Genomic DNA, 14795 nt, shown 5'->3' on the forward strand with positions numbered 1-14795 from the left:
AAATCAGGCCGAGAGGCCAAACCAATAAGCCCTGTCGGAGAAATCCTGCGGGGCTTTTTTATGCCCGATGAGGGCGTCAACCACCGCTGAAAGGCGGTTTTTTTTCGTCCAGTGAAAGGCAAACATGTCCTACTCTCTTCCTGAAGGCTCCAGCCAACAGTTCACCAACACATTCGCGGCACCCAAGACGGTCTCCGCAGTGACCAACGCAAACCCTGCGGTCGCAACCATCACCGGCCATGGCTACTTGACGGGCGACGAAGTCCTGTTCAATTCCGGCTGGGAGGACGCGACGGATATGGTCTGCAAGGTCGAAGTGGTTGACGCCAACAGCGTCAAGCTGCTGGGCCTGGACACATCGGCAACATCGTTCTTCCCTGCTGGGACGGGCATTGGCACCACGCAGAAGGTGACTGGCTGGACCGTGATTCCACAGGTGCTGACGATCAGCTCCAGCGGCGGCGATGCCAAGTTCACCGACGTGAACCCGCTGGCAAAGCGCAACGGCATCAAGATTCCAACCGGTTTCAACGCCACGTCCATCACCCTGTCGCTGGGCTATGACGCGGCCAACGCCAACTACAAGACCATGGTGGGCATCTCGCGCACCCTGTCCAAGGTGGCCTTCCGACAGGTCCTGTCTGGCGGCTCCACGCAGTACGGATATGGCTACATGTCTGTCTCGGAGTTCCCCAAGCTCAACAACAACCAAGTTAACACCGTAGACGCCGCGTTGGCGTTCCTCGGCAAGACCATGTCTTACGACGCGTAAGCGTCTCCACCACGGCGAAAGCCATCACCAGCACCGACGCATCCTCGTTCGCCTTTCGCAGGGCGGCGGGGGTGCGCACGGGCATCTAACTCTGCGAAAGAAACATCATGGCAAAAATCATTCTGGGTAAGCGCCCAAAGAACTTCAAGCGCGTCGTCTCCTTCGATCTGCCCGAGGGTGGCAAGGGCTCCGTTGAAATCACCTTCGTGTACCGCACGCGCACCGAGTTCGGCCAATTCGTTGACGAACTGATGGCGGCGGCAGGTGAGGCACCCGCAAGTCAGAGCGACGAGGACGTGAAGTTCTCGCTGGCGAAGGCGCTGGGCAAGACCGTGGGCACCAATGCCGACTACATCATGAAGGTGGCCGATGACTGGAATCTGGATGCCGAATTCTCGCGCGACAACGTGCAGCAGATGTGCGACGAGTACCCCGGTGCAGCCGCCGCGGTGATCGATGCCTATCGCCTGGCCATCGCGGACGGGCGCTTGGGAAACTGAAGCAGGCCGGGGCTGCGCTCTATGAGAAAAAGGCCCCGGCACAAGATCAGCAGAATCCATTTCTCGCGGCAATCATCGCAAGCGGGGCGGAGCGTCTAACCGAGGTCTGGCCGGAGAACTGGCGGGCCTTCGAGTTGTTTTACCGCGTGCGCACTCAGTGGAATGTTGACTACGGCAGCGCCATCGGTTTGCGGTACGAGGCGGCATATCCGCTGATTGATCGCGAGGCTGTGGATGGCGACGACTGGCAGGACCTGTTTGACGATCTGCGAGTTCTGGAGCGGGGCGCGTTGGATGCCTTGAATGATGTGAAGTAGGCGGGATGCGCGAGGCCAGCTAGTCGGTGACATTTGGTAGCATGTCCCCTTCATCATTGGAGGGGATATGCGAATCAAAAATCGATGGGCGATACCGCTTGCAATATTGTTGTTGTCGGCCTGCTCAAACCAAACAGCCAAAACGGCGGTAAAGAAACTCCTCAACGACCCGGATAGTGCGCAATTTTCAGAAATGCGGGCTGGTAAAGATACGGGCGATGTCTGTGGTTACGTGAATGCCAAGAACCGCATGGGAGGTTTCGTTGGCAATACCCCATTCTTCTACCAGCAGAGCACTGATACGGTCGCCATAGTCAAATCACCTGAAGACAGCGACTTTCGCATGTTGTGGCTAGACCTTCGATCTGGCGGGAAAAACGATTTCGTGAAGATCGCAACTCAATGCGATCTCGTTACGCAGTGGGAATCCGTTTGCGGTTCGGCATACCCGATGCAAAAGCATGAAATGTGCAATGTCATACACCAACCTTCGGAGTTGTACAAAGCACTGAAGGCTGTGAATGGCTGAACGCTAGCTATTTTTCGTTACTAATTCCAAGGCTCGCTTCGGCGGGCCTTTTTTATGGGCTCACGCTTTTCGGCGTGGGCTTTTTTATTGGGCGGGCGCATGGCAAATGACCTGAATATCCAAGGCGAAGTAGTCATGTCAACCGAACAGGTTGAGGCCGCCTTTGATCGTGTCGGCAACAAGGCCGGGAAGATGGCGACGGAAGTTGCCAAATCTGCAAACGACGCTGGCAAGGCTGTTGACAGCATTGGAGACGGTGCCGAGAAGGGGGCTGAGCGCTTTACTCGCGCAGAAGCTCGCATGCGTGATGCGATCAAGAAGTCCACGCAAGAGCTGCAGACGTTGGGAAAGACCGCCAGCGAAAAGCTCGAATTCAACATCGACGCGAAGGGGCTCGATGCGTCCAAATTTGCGCCATACATTGCCGAGCTCAAGAAGGCAGAGGAGGCGCAACGCATTGCTTCTGGATCGCTGGATAGCATGGGCATGTCCGCGAAAGCTACGGCTGCCGCCTTGCGTGGGGTGCCAGCCCAATTCACCGACATCATTGTGTCGTTGCAAGGTGGCCAAGCGCCTATGACCGTATTGCTTCAACAAGGTGGGCAGTTGAAGGATATGTTCGGAGGTGTTGGCAACGCAACAAAAGCATTGGGTGGCTATGTTCTTGGCCTTGTTAACCCATTCACATTGGCTGCTGCTGCGGTGGCTGTTCTGGCTGTTGCATACAACTCAGGTAGCAAAGAGGCAGACGCTTACCGTAGCGCGATTATTCTGTCTGGCAATGCTGCTGGCACGTCCGTGTCGCAGCTCTCGGCCTACGCACTCGCCATCAGTGGCGTTGTAGGCACGCAAGGCGCTGCTGCTGAATCATTGGCGGCGATGGCATCGGGCGGCAAAGTCACGTCTGACGTACTCAAGGAGGCCGCGCAAGCAGCGGTTCTTTATGAGCGCGCGACTGGTCAAGCTGTTGACAAGACGGCGGAGAAGTTTTCCTCGCTGGCAAATGATCCGTTGAAGGCTGTTCTTAAGCTCAATGACGGAACCAATTTCCTCACGATCAGCGTTTACAAGCAGATCAAGAGCCTGGAGGAGCAAGGGAAAGCTGCCGAGGCTACAGCAGTTGCTCAGCGGGCCTATGCCGATTCTTTATCGAGCAGGTCTACGGAGATTCTGAACAACCTCGGCAGCATTGAGCGCGCGTGGTTGGCTATCAAGGATGGGGCAAAGGCAGGCTGGGATGCGATGCTTGGCATCGGTCGAGAAAAAACCACTAGCGACAAACTCGCCAGCGTTCGAAAAGAAATTGCTGCAGTAGAGGGCCGCATTGCTTCGGGTGCGAGCACTGCGGGTACGGGTGGTTTTGCCGGAGTACAACTTCAGTCGGGAGAAGCCAAGCGTGCTCTAGAGATCGACAATGCAAGGCTGCAAAGTCTGCACGCGCAGGCCGCAGCACTTGAGGGTGTCGCATATCAGGAGCGGCAGAATGCAGAGCAAAAGGCGGAAAGCGCCAAGCAAACGCAGATGCTGACGCAATGGGACAAAGAGGGTGACCAATTCCGCACAAAGGCCGCGAAGCGCGACGATGAGATCAATAAGGCAAAGGTGGAAGGGCAGGCGCTGATTGCGGCGGGACTACTGACCGAGGCGGGACTTCGTCAGCGTCTCGCCGACATCAACGAAAAGTACAAAGACAAGGGCGGTGCTTCGGCAATCAAGGCTGCAAACAAGGAGCTGGCGGATCAGACAAAATTGGTCGGTCAGCTCGCGGGCCTGAGTTCCACCTTTTACGAGGACTGGGACAACCTTGCCAAGGCATACAAGCGCACCGGAGGCAGTGCCGAGGACTTGGCAAAGGCGCAGGCCAAACTGCTGGCCGACCAGCCGTTCATGAAGGCGCAGACCAAGGATGTTGACGAGGCGGACAAGGCGTACCGAAAGTACACAGATGGCCTATTCAAATCGGCTGCTGCACTGGACGAGCAAACGGCCCAACAGAACGCGGCAAACGAAACCTTCGGGAAGTCAAAGACCGCGATTGCTGCAATGGCCGCAGAGCAGGCAAAGCTCGCCGCGTTGAATGCCAAGAATGTGGGCCCTTGGACGCAAGATGGTGTTGACGGCCTGAACGCCATGGCCAAAGCGGCAGAGGACTATGCGGAATCGCTCATGAAGGGCGTCTACCAGCAGAGTTTGCTGAAGTATGACGATGGCATCAAGGCAGCGCAGGAGCAGTTAGAGCTTCAGCAGTACGGCATGTCCTTGCTGGGTATGGAAGAGCAGAAGCGTTCCAAGTTGATCGCCGTGAAGCAGTCTGAGCTGAAGCTGCAAAAGGAAATCCGCGACATCGAGAAGGAGACGTATAGCCTCGATCCGGTTGAGAATGAGAACCGCAAAAACAAGTTGATCGCGGATGCTCGCATCAAGGCAGAGATTGAGTTGCAAGGCCAACTTCTGCAAATCCAAGATCAATTTGTCCAGCAACAAGCCCAGAAGTTCGATGACATCTTCCGCCAGGGGTTTGCGGACATGGCCAACAACGGCATGGATGGGCTGAAGGCTTTCGGCAAGTCGTTGAAAACCACTGTTCTGACATCGATCGCAGATGGCATCTATCAGGCGCTCATCAAGAAGTGGGTCGTGAATATCACCACCAATCTCATGGGGGGTATCGAAGGTATTGTTGGAGCTGTTGGCTCCCTGTTTGGCGGAGGTGGTGGCGGCAGCGGTGGCTCTGGGATCATGGGGATAGCGAGCAATGCCCAGTCTCTCTACGGCCTGTACACCGGCTCGACAATGAGCACGATCGGCACTATGGCCACGAATCTCGGCACGATGATGGGTAGCAACTGGCTGACCGGGATGGGTATGTCGATGTCTGGATACACGATGCCAGCAACGATGATGGGGCCGGGTGCCGGTGTTGGTATTCATGCCACCGGTACGGCGGCTAGCGGCGGCAGCGCGGCAGGCCTCGGCGCGTTCAGTGGTGCTGGCATTGGTGCTGCCATCGTGATGGCGGCTGCATATCTCGGCGGCATGTTCAAGAGCGAGAAGCAGGTAGGCGCGGGTCTCACTGGTGAGCTTGGCGGGGACTTGTACGGATACCAGCTCATGCGAGAAGGGGGAAGCCTTTTCAGCGGGCCTTCGTACAAATACATCATCGCCGAAAAGGAGCTGGAGAAGGCTCGCGCCGAAATTGAGGAACTCAAGAAAAACCCAGAGTTGGAAACGGATGGCAATCTCGCCTACCGCATGAAGTATCTGCGCGAGCGGGTGGAGATGCTGGAAGGCAAGTACGGTTCATCCATCGCCGCGTCTCAGGGGCCAATTGACATCTTGCAGCAGAGCTATTCGGCCATCCGTGAAACGGTTGCGCTGCAAGCTGAATCCCTTGGGCTTGACGGCGACGCCGTTCGCAAAATGAAGACGACGCTGGGTCTGGATGAAATCCACCCGGACACGGGTGGTTTGGGCATTGAGCTTTCCGGGCTCACCGAAGAGGAGGCTACCGCCAAGGTCAAGGCAGCCTTGGAGAAGGCCAACGAAGACTTGGCGCGCTCGGTGCTTGGTTCGATGCAGGAGGTGACGCGGGAAGTTACGCGCACCTACGCAGAGATCATCCCCGTCCACGACGAAGACGGCAACGTCTACGAAAACCGGATCTGGCACGACGTCACCGAAACCGTCACATCGATGGAATGGGTGATGAGCGAGTACGTCCGCGAGGGCGAGACTGCCGTCGCTGCGCTCAATCGTATCTCCGGCAGTCTGGTTGGTGTCAATCAGGTGTTTGACATGCTTGGCGCGGATTTGCTGGCTGCATCGATTGCAAGCGGTGACTGGGCGAGCAAGTTGATTGAGGCTATGGGCGGGATTGACAACCTCAACACAGCAGCTGTCAGCTACTACGACCGCTACTACTCAGACGACGAAAAGCGAGCACGGCAAATCTCTACAGCCAACAGCGGAATGGAGAGTTTGGGATTCGATCTTCGGGTAGAGGATGACAATGCGATGCAGAAGTATCGCGAGCTAGTAGACAAAGCCATATCCGCGAAAGATGAGGTGCTGCTTGCCGCGTTGCTGAAGTTCGCCGAACAGTTTGGTTTGGGTGTTGATGCTGTCGTGTCGGCTACGCAGGCTCATCTGGATGAGTTGGCGGCGGCGAAGGCGGCGGCGGATGAGATAGCAGCAAATGCCAAGAAAGCATTGGAGGATGCGCAGAACAAGGCAATGCGCAATCTTGAGCAGGCCACGGCGCGCGAGGTTGATCGACTCAATGACCAGAAGGCCACACTCACCGAACAGCGCTCGCTTGCCAATGAGTCCCTGTCGCTGATCACGGGTGTGTTTGACCTGGTGCGCGACAGTGCACGAGAGCTGTACGGATCGGTTGAGTCTGTCGCTGCAATGCAAGCCTCACAAGGGCGTGCGTTCATCGACATGGCTCTGAGTGCGGCGCTGTCTACCGGCTACCTGCCGGAGCAAGACCAACTCTCGCAAGCCATTTCTGCTGTGCGCTCTGGCATCGATGAGGGAGCCTACAAGTCCCAAGTCGAGAAGGACTACGACACGCTGCTGCTGGCTGGGAAGCTGTCTGCTCTGCAGTCGATTTCCGGTGAGCAAAAGACCACTGCCGAACTGCAACTCGAAGCGCTGGACAACCAGATCACGAGCATCGACAAGCAGACCAAATATCTGCAGGACCAGCTTTCCAACATCAAGGAACTGGTCGCGATCAGCAAGGGCGAGTACGACGCCACCATCTCGGTCGAGCAGGCCGTGCGTGACATCTACAGGCTCTACGACCTCAAGACATCGACACCCACAACAGGCACGACCACGAAGCCCGGCACAACCGGGCCGACAGTGGGCAACGGTGCTGTCGCTGGTGATCCCGTCAAGAGCGGGCCAACCGGTTCAGGTGGCTGGTATCGCGAGGTCGTCACAGGCGCTGGCACAACGTATGTAGTTGACAACTCGGACGAGCTGACAAGCTTGGACAAGTGGATCGACAAGTGGCGCGGGACCGGCGATGTCGCGGGCATGCTGAACGACGGCAAGGCTCAGGGCTACTCGATGAATGACATCGCGGCAGTCATGGGCTGGGGTTATCAAGACCTCATCGATGCTGGCAAGCGACTCGGGATTCCGAAGTTTGACGTTGGCACGAACTATGTGCCTCGCGACATGCTGGCGATGGTGCATGAAGGCGAGGCGATCATACCGAAGGCCGACAACCGCGCGTTGATGGCGGCACTGCAAAACGGTGGCGGCGGCAGCAATGCCGATGTCGTTTCGGAGCTTCGCGCTCTGCGTGAAGAAAACAAGATTCAGGCCGGAGAAATCGCGCGCTTGAATCTGCGCGTCGCCAAGGTTGTCGAGCGCTGGGAAGGTGGCGGCATGCCACCGCAACGAGAGGAACAACCTGCATGAGTACAACCGCACTACGTGTAGTGCGGCCTGTCTCGATCACCCCTGCAATGCTTATTGGCACTGGTGTTCCTGAAGCCGATTACGGTGAATGGAACGCCAGCGCTAGCTATGGCGTGAGTGATCGGGTCATTGTGGCCGCAACGCACAAGGTCTATCAAAGCACAGTTGCCAGCAATGTTGGCAACGATCCAACGGCAGTGGTTGCCGAACCAAAATGGCTCGAAGTCGGGGCAACGAACCGATGGAAAGCGTTCGACAAATCGGTGTCCAGTCAGACGGTTTTTCCGTCCAACATCTGGTACAGCCTGAGGCCCGGACAGGCGATCACATCGCTCGGTGTGTTGAACATCAAGGGCGGGACGTCGATGCGGGTTCGAATGATCGATCCGACATACGGAACGGTCCACGACAAGACCTACAACCTCGCCAGCACGCCGGTCTCGACTGGCTGGTGGGAGTGGGTATTCGGGGAGCGCCGAACACCGACGCAGGTGCTGATAACCGATCTGCCGAGCTACCCAACAGCAGAGATCGTGATCGAGATTATCGGCACAACAGAGCTTGCTGTCGGGGTGATTCTGCTGGGACAAATGAAGCAGTTCACCATGGGTGTTCTGCGCGGTGCACGGGTCGGAATTCAGGACTATTCACGCAAGGAGCGCAACGAGTTCGGAGACGTGTTGATCGTTGAGCGAGCCTTCGCAAAGCGGGCCAACTTCTCGATGTTGATGACCTCGGGCGAGGTCGATGCGTTCAACGATTTCCTCGCTGAAGTTCGCGCAACACCGTGCCTCTGGATCGGCTCCAGCAAGTACGAATCGACGACCGTTTACGGCTTCTACAAGTCGTTCGACATCATCCTCAACTACACCGACTACGCGGATTCAGAAATCGAATTGGAGGGTCTCACATGACCGATATTGTCACGCCACCTGGCATTGACGCACTGCCCCCTGAGCCGTTGCCAACGGACACGCCAGCAGAGTTCAACACGAAGTCGTTCAACCTTGTCGCGGCCTTGAAAAAGCTGGTAAGCCAGATGAATGCGGCGATCCAGAATGTGTGGAACAACGCGACGGCGGCGAACGAGCGGGCAAGTGCCGCAGCTGGATCTGCAGGTGCCGCATCGGGCAGCGCGAGCGCGGCCTCTGGCAGTGCTTCAGCTGCCGCCGGGAGCGCATCGGCAGCGTCTGGCAGCGCCTCTGCCGCATCGACCAGTGCGGGCACGGCAGCCGCATCGCTTGCCACGATGCAGAAGCTCTACCTCGGCGCGAAGACCTCCGCCCCAACGACCGACAACCAAGGCGCGGCGCTCCAGGTGGGCGCGTGGTACACGAACACGACAAGCTCCAGCTGGCACTGGTGGTCTGGTACTGCGTGGGTCGTGGGTGTGGGGAATCCGGCCACGGTAGATTGGGTGACTCAGGTGCTCAACAAGCCGTCAACAGTCAGTGGGTACGGGATCACCAATGCAGTGACAAGCGGCGCTCAGATGATGGCTGAGGCAGCGTACATGTCTGATGCGCCACTGGGGCAGTGGGCGACTTTTCCCGGTACTGCATCTGCAGGCGCGGACTGGCCTGCATCGGGGTTTCCGTCGTACTGGAATGTATTCACGTTTGGCTCCGGGACTCGCCGCACTCAGATTGCATGGCAAGTATTTGCTGGCGCTGAGCAGTCGTCGATGTTCGTCCGCTCGCTGCACGACTCGACGTGGAGCCCGTGGCAGCGGTTCTTCGGCGACATCAGCCTGATGGAAAAGTCGAAATACGTTTCCGCGCCCGGATCCGCGTACACGGCGAACCCCCGCGAGGCCACGTTGCAGTACATCGACATCAGTGCTCCACTGACAGTCACGCTTGCTGCATCGCGTAAGCCGGGTGATCAGATCACGTTGATGTTCTCGTTTCCTTCGGTCTCGTCGATTGCGTTTTCGAGCAACGTCAAGGCTCCAGTCGGAGGCATCCGTTCAGGCGTTGCAAGCCACATCCTGACAGTCACGCTCGTGGCTCGGCAGGACGGCAACTGGCAGGCATATGACGGAGGGCTGCACCCATGGTGATGTCCAGATTGATCGCTGCCAGTGGTGGATCGTTTGTGCTGAATATCACAGCCTCGGTCGCAAATCCAGATATCCGCGCTTTGGCGCTTGCAGCAGGTTGGAGTCCGAGCAAAAAGCTGATTGTCGACATCACCGCACCGCTGATCAACACGCTGAATCTTGGATCAACAGCTTTCGCGGGTGGCTTGCGTATCAACATTTCCGCATCCACGCGGATCGGCGGTGTGCTGAACTCAGGAACCGCATTGACCACTGGCATCGCCGTTGAGATCAACAATCTCGGGATCATCAGCGGAGGTGGCGGCAAGGGAGGCGCGGGAGCATCAGTCTGGTGTGACTACAGCGCTAGTCGAGTCGGCGGTGCAGGCGGTGCTGGCGGTGATGGGCAGGGCTTCCAGAATGCAAGCTCGCTGACAGTTGTGGCTGCAGGCAATGGCGCAAGCGGCAGCTACAGCGAATATTCCGGCTCCGTCGTTGGCACGCGCCCATGGGCCAGCGGCGGCCCCGGTGGAAATGGTGGCGCATGGGGTACTGCTGGGTCTGCTGGCGCTGATGGCTCCGTGGGAGGCAACTATTCGGCAGCTGGATATGAGTCATATGCCCAGGCGGGAGTGGCCGCTGGCAACGCAGTCAACGGCAACAGCAAAGTCACTTGGATCGCCACGGGCACGCGCCTTGGTGGCCTGATCAATTGAGGATCACATGAATAACATTCGAAACACAGAAACAGGCGAATTCGGCTTGTCGGTTGGTGATATGCGCTCGTGGTTTGCGCAAGAGGGCCGCGTGGCGATGATCGCGGATGAGTTTGAGGGAGTGCTGGAGCACTTCGAGAGCTACTCGGCCACGGTCCAGCCAGAGCACGACGCAACGACTCATAAGGCCGTGCAGATCGCACCGAAAAAAGTGGGCGGCGTGCTGACGCAAAAGTGGCAAATCGTTGCCCTGAACGGCGACGAGTTGGCGCAGATCGACGCGCAGCGCGTGGCCGATGAGAAGGCCGCAGCAGACGCAGCACGAATCACGATCACAAAACGTCAGGCGCTGCTCGCGCTGTTCGACCTGCGAGGCATCAAGGACAGCGACATCGATGCACAGATCGATCAGGTCCCGGACGAGACGCAGCGCTACCGGGCGCGCGTGGACTGGCAGGGCGCAGCATCGATTGAGAGCGATAGCCCGACCGTGCAGATGCTGGCTGCATCGCTCGATTTGTCCGCGAGCAACTTGCAGGCGTTGTTTGACTACGCCAAGACCCTGTAAGCCAGACAACACCAACAGACCCGCTTCGGCGGGTTTTCTTTTTTCCGAAAGGCCAACGATGAATCAAACAGAGGCGAGGGATATTGCAATGGGATTGGCTGGACAAGTGCCGGGGCAGGCGGCTTTTCTGCTGACCGGCCAGTGGGTGATCATGGTCCTGACTGTGGTGCTGCTGCTAGTGCAGATTGGCTACTACGCACGCAAGTGGATGCGCGAGGAAACGGACTTGGGCCGCAAGCTGTGCCGCTGGCTCTGTCGTTATCGATGGGGGCGCTGGGCGTGCAAGTTTGGAGAGTGCGATGAGCAAAATTCCTGATGCCCTTCGCGCGGGCATACTGGCCCTTGTCCTGCTCGGCGGAGTGGGTGGTGGCTATGTCGTCGGTGAGCGCGAGCAAGCCATCGCAGCCGCCGAAGCCAAGCGCAATGAGTACATCCAAGCCGTGGCCGAGGACACGAGCACATCCACTGCGGTCAAGATCGCCATGGTGATGGGCTCTTACTACGAGTCCAGCTATCGACACATTGGCGACCCGTACATCGACAAGCTGGGCAAGGGGCAGCCTCTGACCGTTTGCAACGGGATCACGGGGCCGGAGGTGGTACTGAGGTACTACACGCCCACCGACTGCTACCGGCTTGAGAAAGCCCGCTACATCCGATCTGAGGCCGCTGCAAAGCGGCTTCTTCGTTTGTGGGATGGCTATGGGGCGTTCACGCAGGCCACGTTCATCGACTTCCTGCACAACAAAGGCGAGGGCGCTTTCGCGTCATCCACCATGCTGCGCAAGGCGAATGCGGGCGACCTGGTGGGCGCGTGCCGAGAAAACCCGCGATGGAACAGAGGCACGGTCAACGGCGTGTCTGTGGCGTTGCCGGGGTTGATGATCCGGGCGGATGCCAATGGTGAGTTGTGTGAGGACGGACTATGAAACCAGTCATTAAACAGAATGAAGAACTGTTGCGTTTTCACTGCCCCGGCTGTGACGCTCAGCACGCAATCCAGCACGGCGCAGAAGATGGCCCAAATTGGAGCTGGAACGGATCGCTTGAAAAGCCAACGTTCTCACCGTCCGTGCTGGTCACGTATACCGGCGCGGATGCTGGTCGCGATGGTGCGCCGCCTGCGGTGTGTCACTCGTTTGTGACTGATGGCCGAATCCAGTTTCTTGGCGACTGCACTCATGCACTCGCTGGCCAGACCGTTGATTTGCCGGAGTGGATTGAATGGTCGCCCAACTCAAAGTCTTAATCGCCGCCGTCCTTTTCGCGCTCGGCCTTGCCACCGGTTGGGCCGTCAACGGCTGGCGCACCGGTGCCGATCTGGCCGACGTGAAGCGGCAGCACGCTGAGGTGCTGGCCGGGATAGCGCGGAAGACGACCGACGCTGTGACCGCAGTTCGCAAGCTCGAGCAAGCGGCGAACACCGCAATCAGCATAGCCGACAAATCAGCAACAGAGAGGATCGCCAAAAATGATCAAGAAAACCGTAGCCTGCGCGCTTGTGTCGCTGCTGGCACTTGCGGGGTGCGCATCGTCACCCGTGTCGTGCGTGAGTCCAGTAGTAGCTGGGCCGCAGATTCAAGCACCAGCAGCTTGGGCGATGCAGCCGTCGAGCTCGACCGCGAAGCTGCAAGCCGTGTTCTCGATCTCCGAGAGTCCGTCCAGCTTGACGCCGAAAAACTCGACTACCTCCAGCGGTATGCCGAGACCTGCCACAAAGCTCGGTCTCAAGCTGCCGAGTGAGTGAGTATCAAATCCGTGCGGCGATGTCTTCTGCGGTCTCGCGGTAGTAGGTGCTTCGCAGGAGATCGAGGTTTTTGTGACGACTGATCCGGGCCAGTGTGAGGATGTCCATCTTGCGTGACATGAGCGTTAGCGCAGTGGCGCGGGAGTCTCGGAACTCCAAGCCCTTTATCAACTGCTGCTTGCAGAGCTTGGAAAACAGGGTGCTAGCCTCGTTGGGCTCTACCTCAAAGCGCGAAGGCATTTTGCGCAGCACGCGGTGTCCTTGGCGGGTGAGTGGGATCGTGTCTGGCGCGGCGTTAGTTTTGCTCGACGGAATGGTGACCGTCTTGCGCGCCTCATTGAAGCCGACGGGTGCGGCCAAAGCTTCTTGGAGCCGCATCGCAGTGCGCAGGGCGATGTGAAAAGCTTGGGTGACTTCTAGAATTTTGCCGCCAGAACGTTGTCCAGCTCGCAGCACGCGGCGCACCTCTTGCCAGCGCCAGATTTCTCGACGGGGTGGATTTTCTTTTGGTAGGCGTACCCCATCAAATGGGCTTGCCGGAATCCACTTCCACTCACTGACCGCGATCTTGAACATGTTGCGGAACAGGTTGACTTCACGGAGCACGGTCGAGCCGCTGACCGTTTTCAGGCGCTTGTCACGCCACTCGCCAAGCTTCTCGCTTGTGATTTCGTGTAGGTCAATGGTTTCATCGAAGTGCTGACAGAATGCCTCAAACCGCCTGCGCTCCCAGTCAACTGCACCGCGCTTTTCGATACTCACGGATTCAAGATATTTTTTGCAGGCCTGACCAAGCGTGTGGTCTTTTCGGAGGGTTTTTTTGCTCTCCTGCTCGTTCGCCCAAGTCTGGGCATCCTTTTTGAGCGCAAAGGTCTTGGAAACGCGCACGCCATCGCGCTGGATTTGTGCTCTCCAGCCGTCTCTGAATTTGCCAATGTAGGCCATGGTGTTGCTCCGCTTGTTCGCACGCTTTGTGGGAAGCGTGTGTGCAAATCTGTTCGCAGAGCTAAAAAGAGGTGATGCCCCGCAAGAGGGGGGAATCGTACTCTATAAGGAGATAAACCACTGTATTTGCACCCAGTGGTGCCCGAGGCCGGAATCGAACCGGCACGCCTTGCGGCGGCGGATTTTGAGTCCGCTGCGTCTACCAATTCCACCACTCGGGCTTTGAGGGTTGCGGTAATTCGCCGAAGCTCGAATTATGGCACAGTATTGGGGTATGAATTCCTACCCGACCATCGAGGACGCAATCGGCCACACTCCGCTGGTTGCGCTGCAACGTATTGGAGCGCAAAACAATGCCGCACGCGGCAATGTGATTCTTGGCAAGCTGGAGGGCAACAACCCTGCGGGATCGGTGAAGGACCGACCTGCGGTGTCGATGATCCGCCGCGCGGAGGAGCGCGGAGAGATCAAGCCCGGCGACACGCTGATCGAGGCGACGTCTGGCAACACTGGCATTGCACTGGCGATGGCAGCGGCGATCAAGGGCTATCGCATGGTGCTGATCATGCCCGAGGACCTGTCCATCGAGCGCGCGCAGACCATGAAAGCTTATGGCGCCGAACTGATCCTCACGCCCAAGAGCGGCGGCATGGAATATGCCCGCGATTTGGCCGACACCATGGTCAAGCAGGGCAAGGGCGTGGTGCTGGATCAGTTCGCGAATGCGGACAATCCACGTGCTCACTATGAAACGACCGGCCCGGAACTGTGGGAGCAGACCGGTGGTCGCATCACGCACTTTGTGAGCGCAATGGGCACGACCGGCACGATCACCGGTGTGGCGAAATTCCTCAAGGAAAAGAACCCGAACGTGAAGATCATTGGTGCGCAGCCGACTGAAGGGTCGCGCATTCCCGGCATTCGCAAGTGGCCCGAGGAATACCTGCCCAAGATCTACGAGCCATCGCTGGTCGATGAACTGGTGTATGTGACGCAGGACGATGCCGAAGACATGGCACGTCGTCTGGCGCGCGAAGAAGGCATTTTTGCGGGCATCTCGGCCGCTGGTGCGTGCCATGTGGCGCAGCAGATCAGCGAGCGCGAAGAGAACGCGACCATCGTGTTCGTGGTGTGCGATCGCGGCGATCGTTATCTGTCCACGGGCGTGTTTCCTGCCTGACGAAGTCACCTGCAGACAAGCCAGCACCCAGCCAGCCAAAGAAA

At 58.1% G+C, this 14795-nt stretch carries 16 protein-coding genes and 1 tRNA gene; 14 read left to right on the forward strand and 3 right to left on the reverse strand.

The genetic code is table 11. From position 1 onward, the window contains the following. Nucleotides 1–3: 3 nt before the first annotated feature. Nucleotides 4–126 carry a hypothetical protein gene (locus tag G7048_RS28675; protein ID WP_256376531.1) on the reverse strand — a complete coding sequence of 41 codons (123 nt, stop codon included), beginning with the start codon at nt 124–126 and terminating at the stop codon, nt 4–6. Here G7048_RS28675 and G7048_RS19365 point away from each other — a divergent pair. The 13 genes from G7048_RS19365 to G7048_RS19425 all read left to right on the forward strand — a co-directional run bounded on the left by G7048_RS19365 (nt 125) and on the right by G7048_RS19425 (nt 12622). After that, nucleotides 125–772 carry a phage tail tube protein gene (locus G7048_RS19365; RefSeq protein WP_166069708.1) on the forward strand — a complete coding sequence of 216 codons (648 nt, stop codon included), beginning with the start codon at nt 125–127 and terminating at the stop codon, nt 770–772. The two genes, G7048_RS28675 and G7048_RS19365, sit on opposite strands and share 2 nt — an antisense overlap. Before the next feature lie 107 nt (nt 773–879). Then, nucleotides 880–1272, forward strand: coding sequence for a phage tail assembly chaperone (locus tag G7048_RS19370; protein WP_166069709.1), 393 nt, complete (start codon nt 880–882; stop codon nt 1270–1272). Between the two features lie 146 nt (nt 1273–1418). Continuing rightward, nucleotides 1419–1589 (forward strand): DUF1799 domain-containing protein, encoded by a 171-nt coding sequence (locus G7048_RS28340; protein ID WP_240933038.1) that lies wholly within the window; start codon nt 1419–1421, stop codon nt 1587–1589. Between the two features lie 67 nt (nt 1590–1656). Further along, entirely contained in the window at nt 1657–2118 is a 462-nt protein-coding gene (locus tag G7048_RS19380) for a hypothetical protein (RefSeq protein ID WP_166069711.1), read from the forward strand. A 135-nt stretch (nt 2119–2253) separates the two neighbouring features. Then, nucleotides 2254–7554, forward strand: coding sequence for a phage tail length tape measure family protein (locus G7048_RS19385; protein ID WP_166069712.1), 5301 nt, complete (start codon nt 2254–2256; stop codon nt 7552–7554). After that, nucleotides 7551–8468 (forward strand): carbohydrate-binding protein, encoded by a 918-nt coding sequence (locus tag G7048_RS19390; RefSeq protein WP_166066859.1) that lies wholly within the window; start codon nt 7551–7553, stop codon nt 8466–8468. Before G7048_RS19385 ends, G7048_RS19390 begins: the two co-directional genes overlap by 4 nt. After that, nucleotides 8465–9616, forward strand: a complete 1152-nt coding sequence (locus tag G7048_RS19395; RefSeq protein ID WP_166069713.1) for a hypothetical protein — start codon at nt 8465–8467, stop codon at nt 9614–9616. Before G7048_RS19390 ends, G7048_RS19395 begins: the two co-directional genes overlap by 4 nt. Further along, nucleotides 9616–10311, forward strand: coding sequence for a hypothetical protein (locus G7048_RS19400; RefSeq protein WP_166069715.1), 696 nt, complete (start codon nt 9616–9618; stop codon nt 10309–10311). Before G7048_RS19395 ends, G7048_RS19400 begins: the two co-directional genes overlap by 1 nt. 7 nt (nt 10312–10318) lie before the next feature. Then, nucleotides 10319–10879 (forward strand): hypothetical protein, encoded by a 561-nt coding sequence (locus tag G7048_RS19405; RefSeq protein WP_166069716.1) that lies wholly within the window; start codon nt 10319–10321, stop codon nt 10877–10879. A gap of 88 nt (nt 10880–10967) precedes the next feature. Further along, the gene (locus G7048_RS19410) at nt 10968–11195 is read left to right on the forward strand and encodes a hypothetical protein (protein ID WP_166069041.1); all 228 of its coding nucleotides are present in this window, start codon (nt 10968–10970) and stop codon (nt 11193–11195) included. Then, nucleotides 11179–11808, forward strand: a complete 630-nt coding sequence (locus tag G7048_RS19415) for a lysozyme (protein WP_166069042.1) — start codon at nt 11179–11181, stop codon at nt 11806–11808. The genes G7048_RS19410 and G7048_RS19415 overlap by 17 nt, the downstream gene beginning before the upstream one ends. Continuing rightward, on the forward strand, nt 11805–12128 hold the full coding sequence (locus G7048_RS19420; RefSeq protein WP_166069717.1) for a DUF6527 family protein: 324 nt from the start codon (nt 11805–11807) through the stop codon (nt 12126–12128). The genes G7048_RS19415 and G7048_RS19420 overlap by 4 nt, the downstream gene beginning before the upstream one ends. Beyond that, entirely contained in the window at nt 12104–12622 is a 519-nt protein-coding gene (locus G7048_RS19425; RefSeq protein WP_166069718.1) for a lysis system i-spanin subunit Rz, read from the forward strand. Before G7048_RS19420 ends, G7048_RS19425 begins: the two co-directional genes overlap by 25 nt. Nucleotides 12623–12629: 7 nt before the next feature. On the opposite strand, the gene G7048_RS19430 is transcribed toward G7048_RS19425, so the two are convergent. Together G7048_RS19430 and G7048_RS19435 are read right to left on the reverse strand one after the other, a co-directional pair. Further along, nucleotides 12630–13571: a hypothetical protein gene (locus G7048_RS19430; RefSeq protein WP_166069719.1), complete on the reverse strand. Its 942-nt coding sequence runs from the start codon at nt 13569–13571 to the stop codon at nt 12630–12632. Between the two features lie 136 nt (nt 13572–13707). Next, nucleotides 13708–13792: transfer RNA gene (locus G7048_RS19435), tRNA-Leu, on the reverse strand. A 53-nt stretch (nt 13793–13845) separates the two neighbouring features. On the opposite strand from G7048_RS19435, the gene cysM reads away from it, so the two are divergent. Beyond that, the gene (gene cysM / locus G7048_RS19440; protein WP_166069720.1) at nt 13846–14751 is read left to right on the forward strand and encodes a cysteine synthase CysM; all 906 of its coding nucleotides are present in this window, start codon (nt 13846–13848) and stop codon (nt 14749–14751) included. Nucleotides 14752–14795: the final 44 nt, after the last annotated feature.

The organism is Diaphorobacter sp. HDW4B, from assembly GCF_011305535.1.
Lineage (GTDB): Bacteria > Pseudomonadota > Gammaproteobacteria > Burkholderiales > Burkholderiaceae_C > Diaphorobacter_A.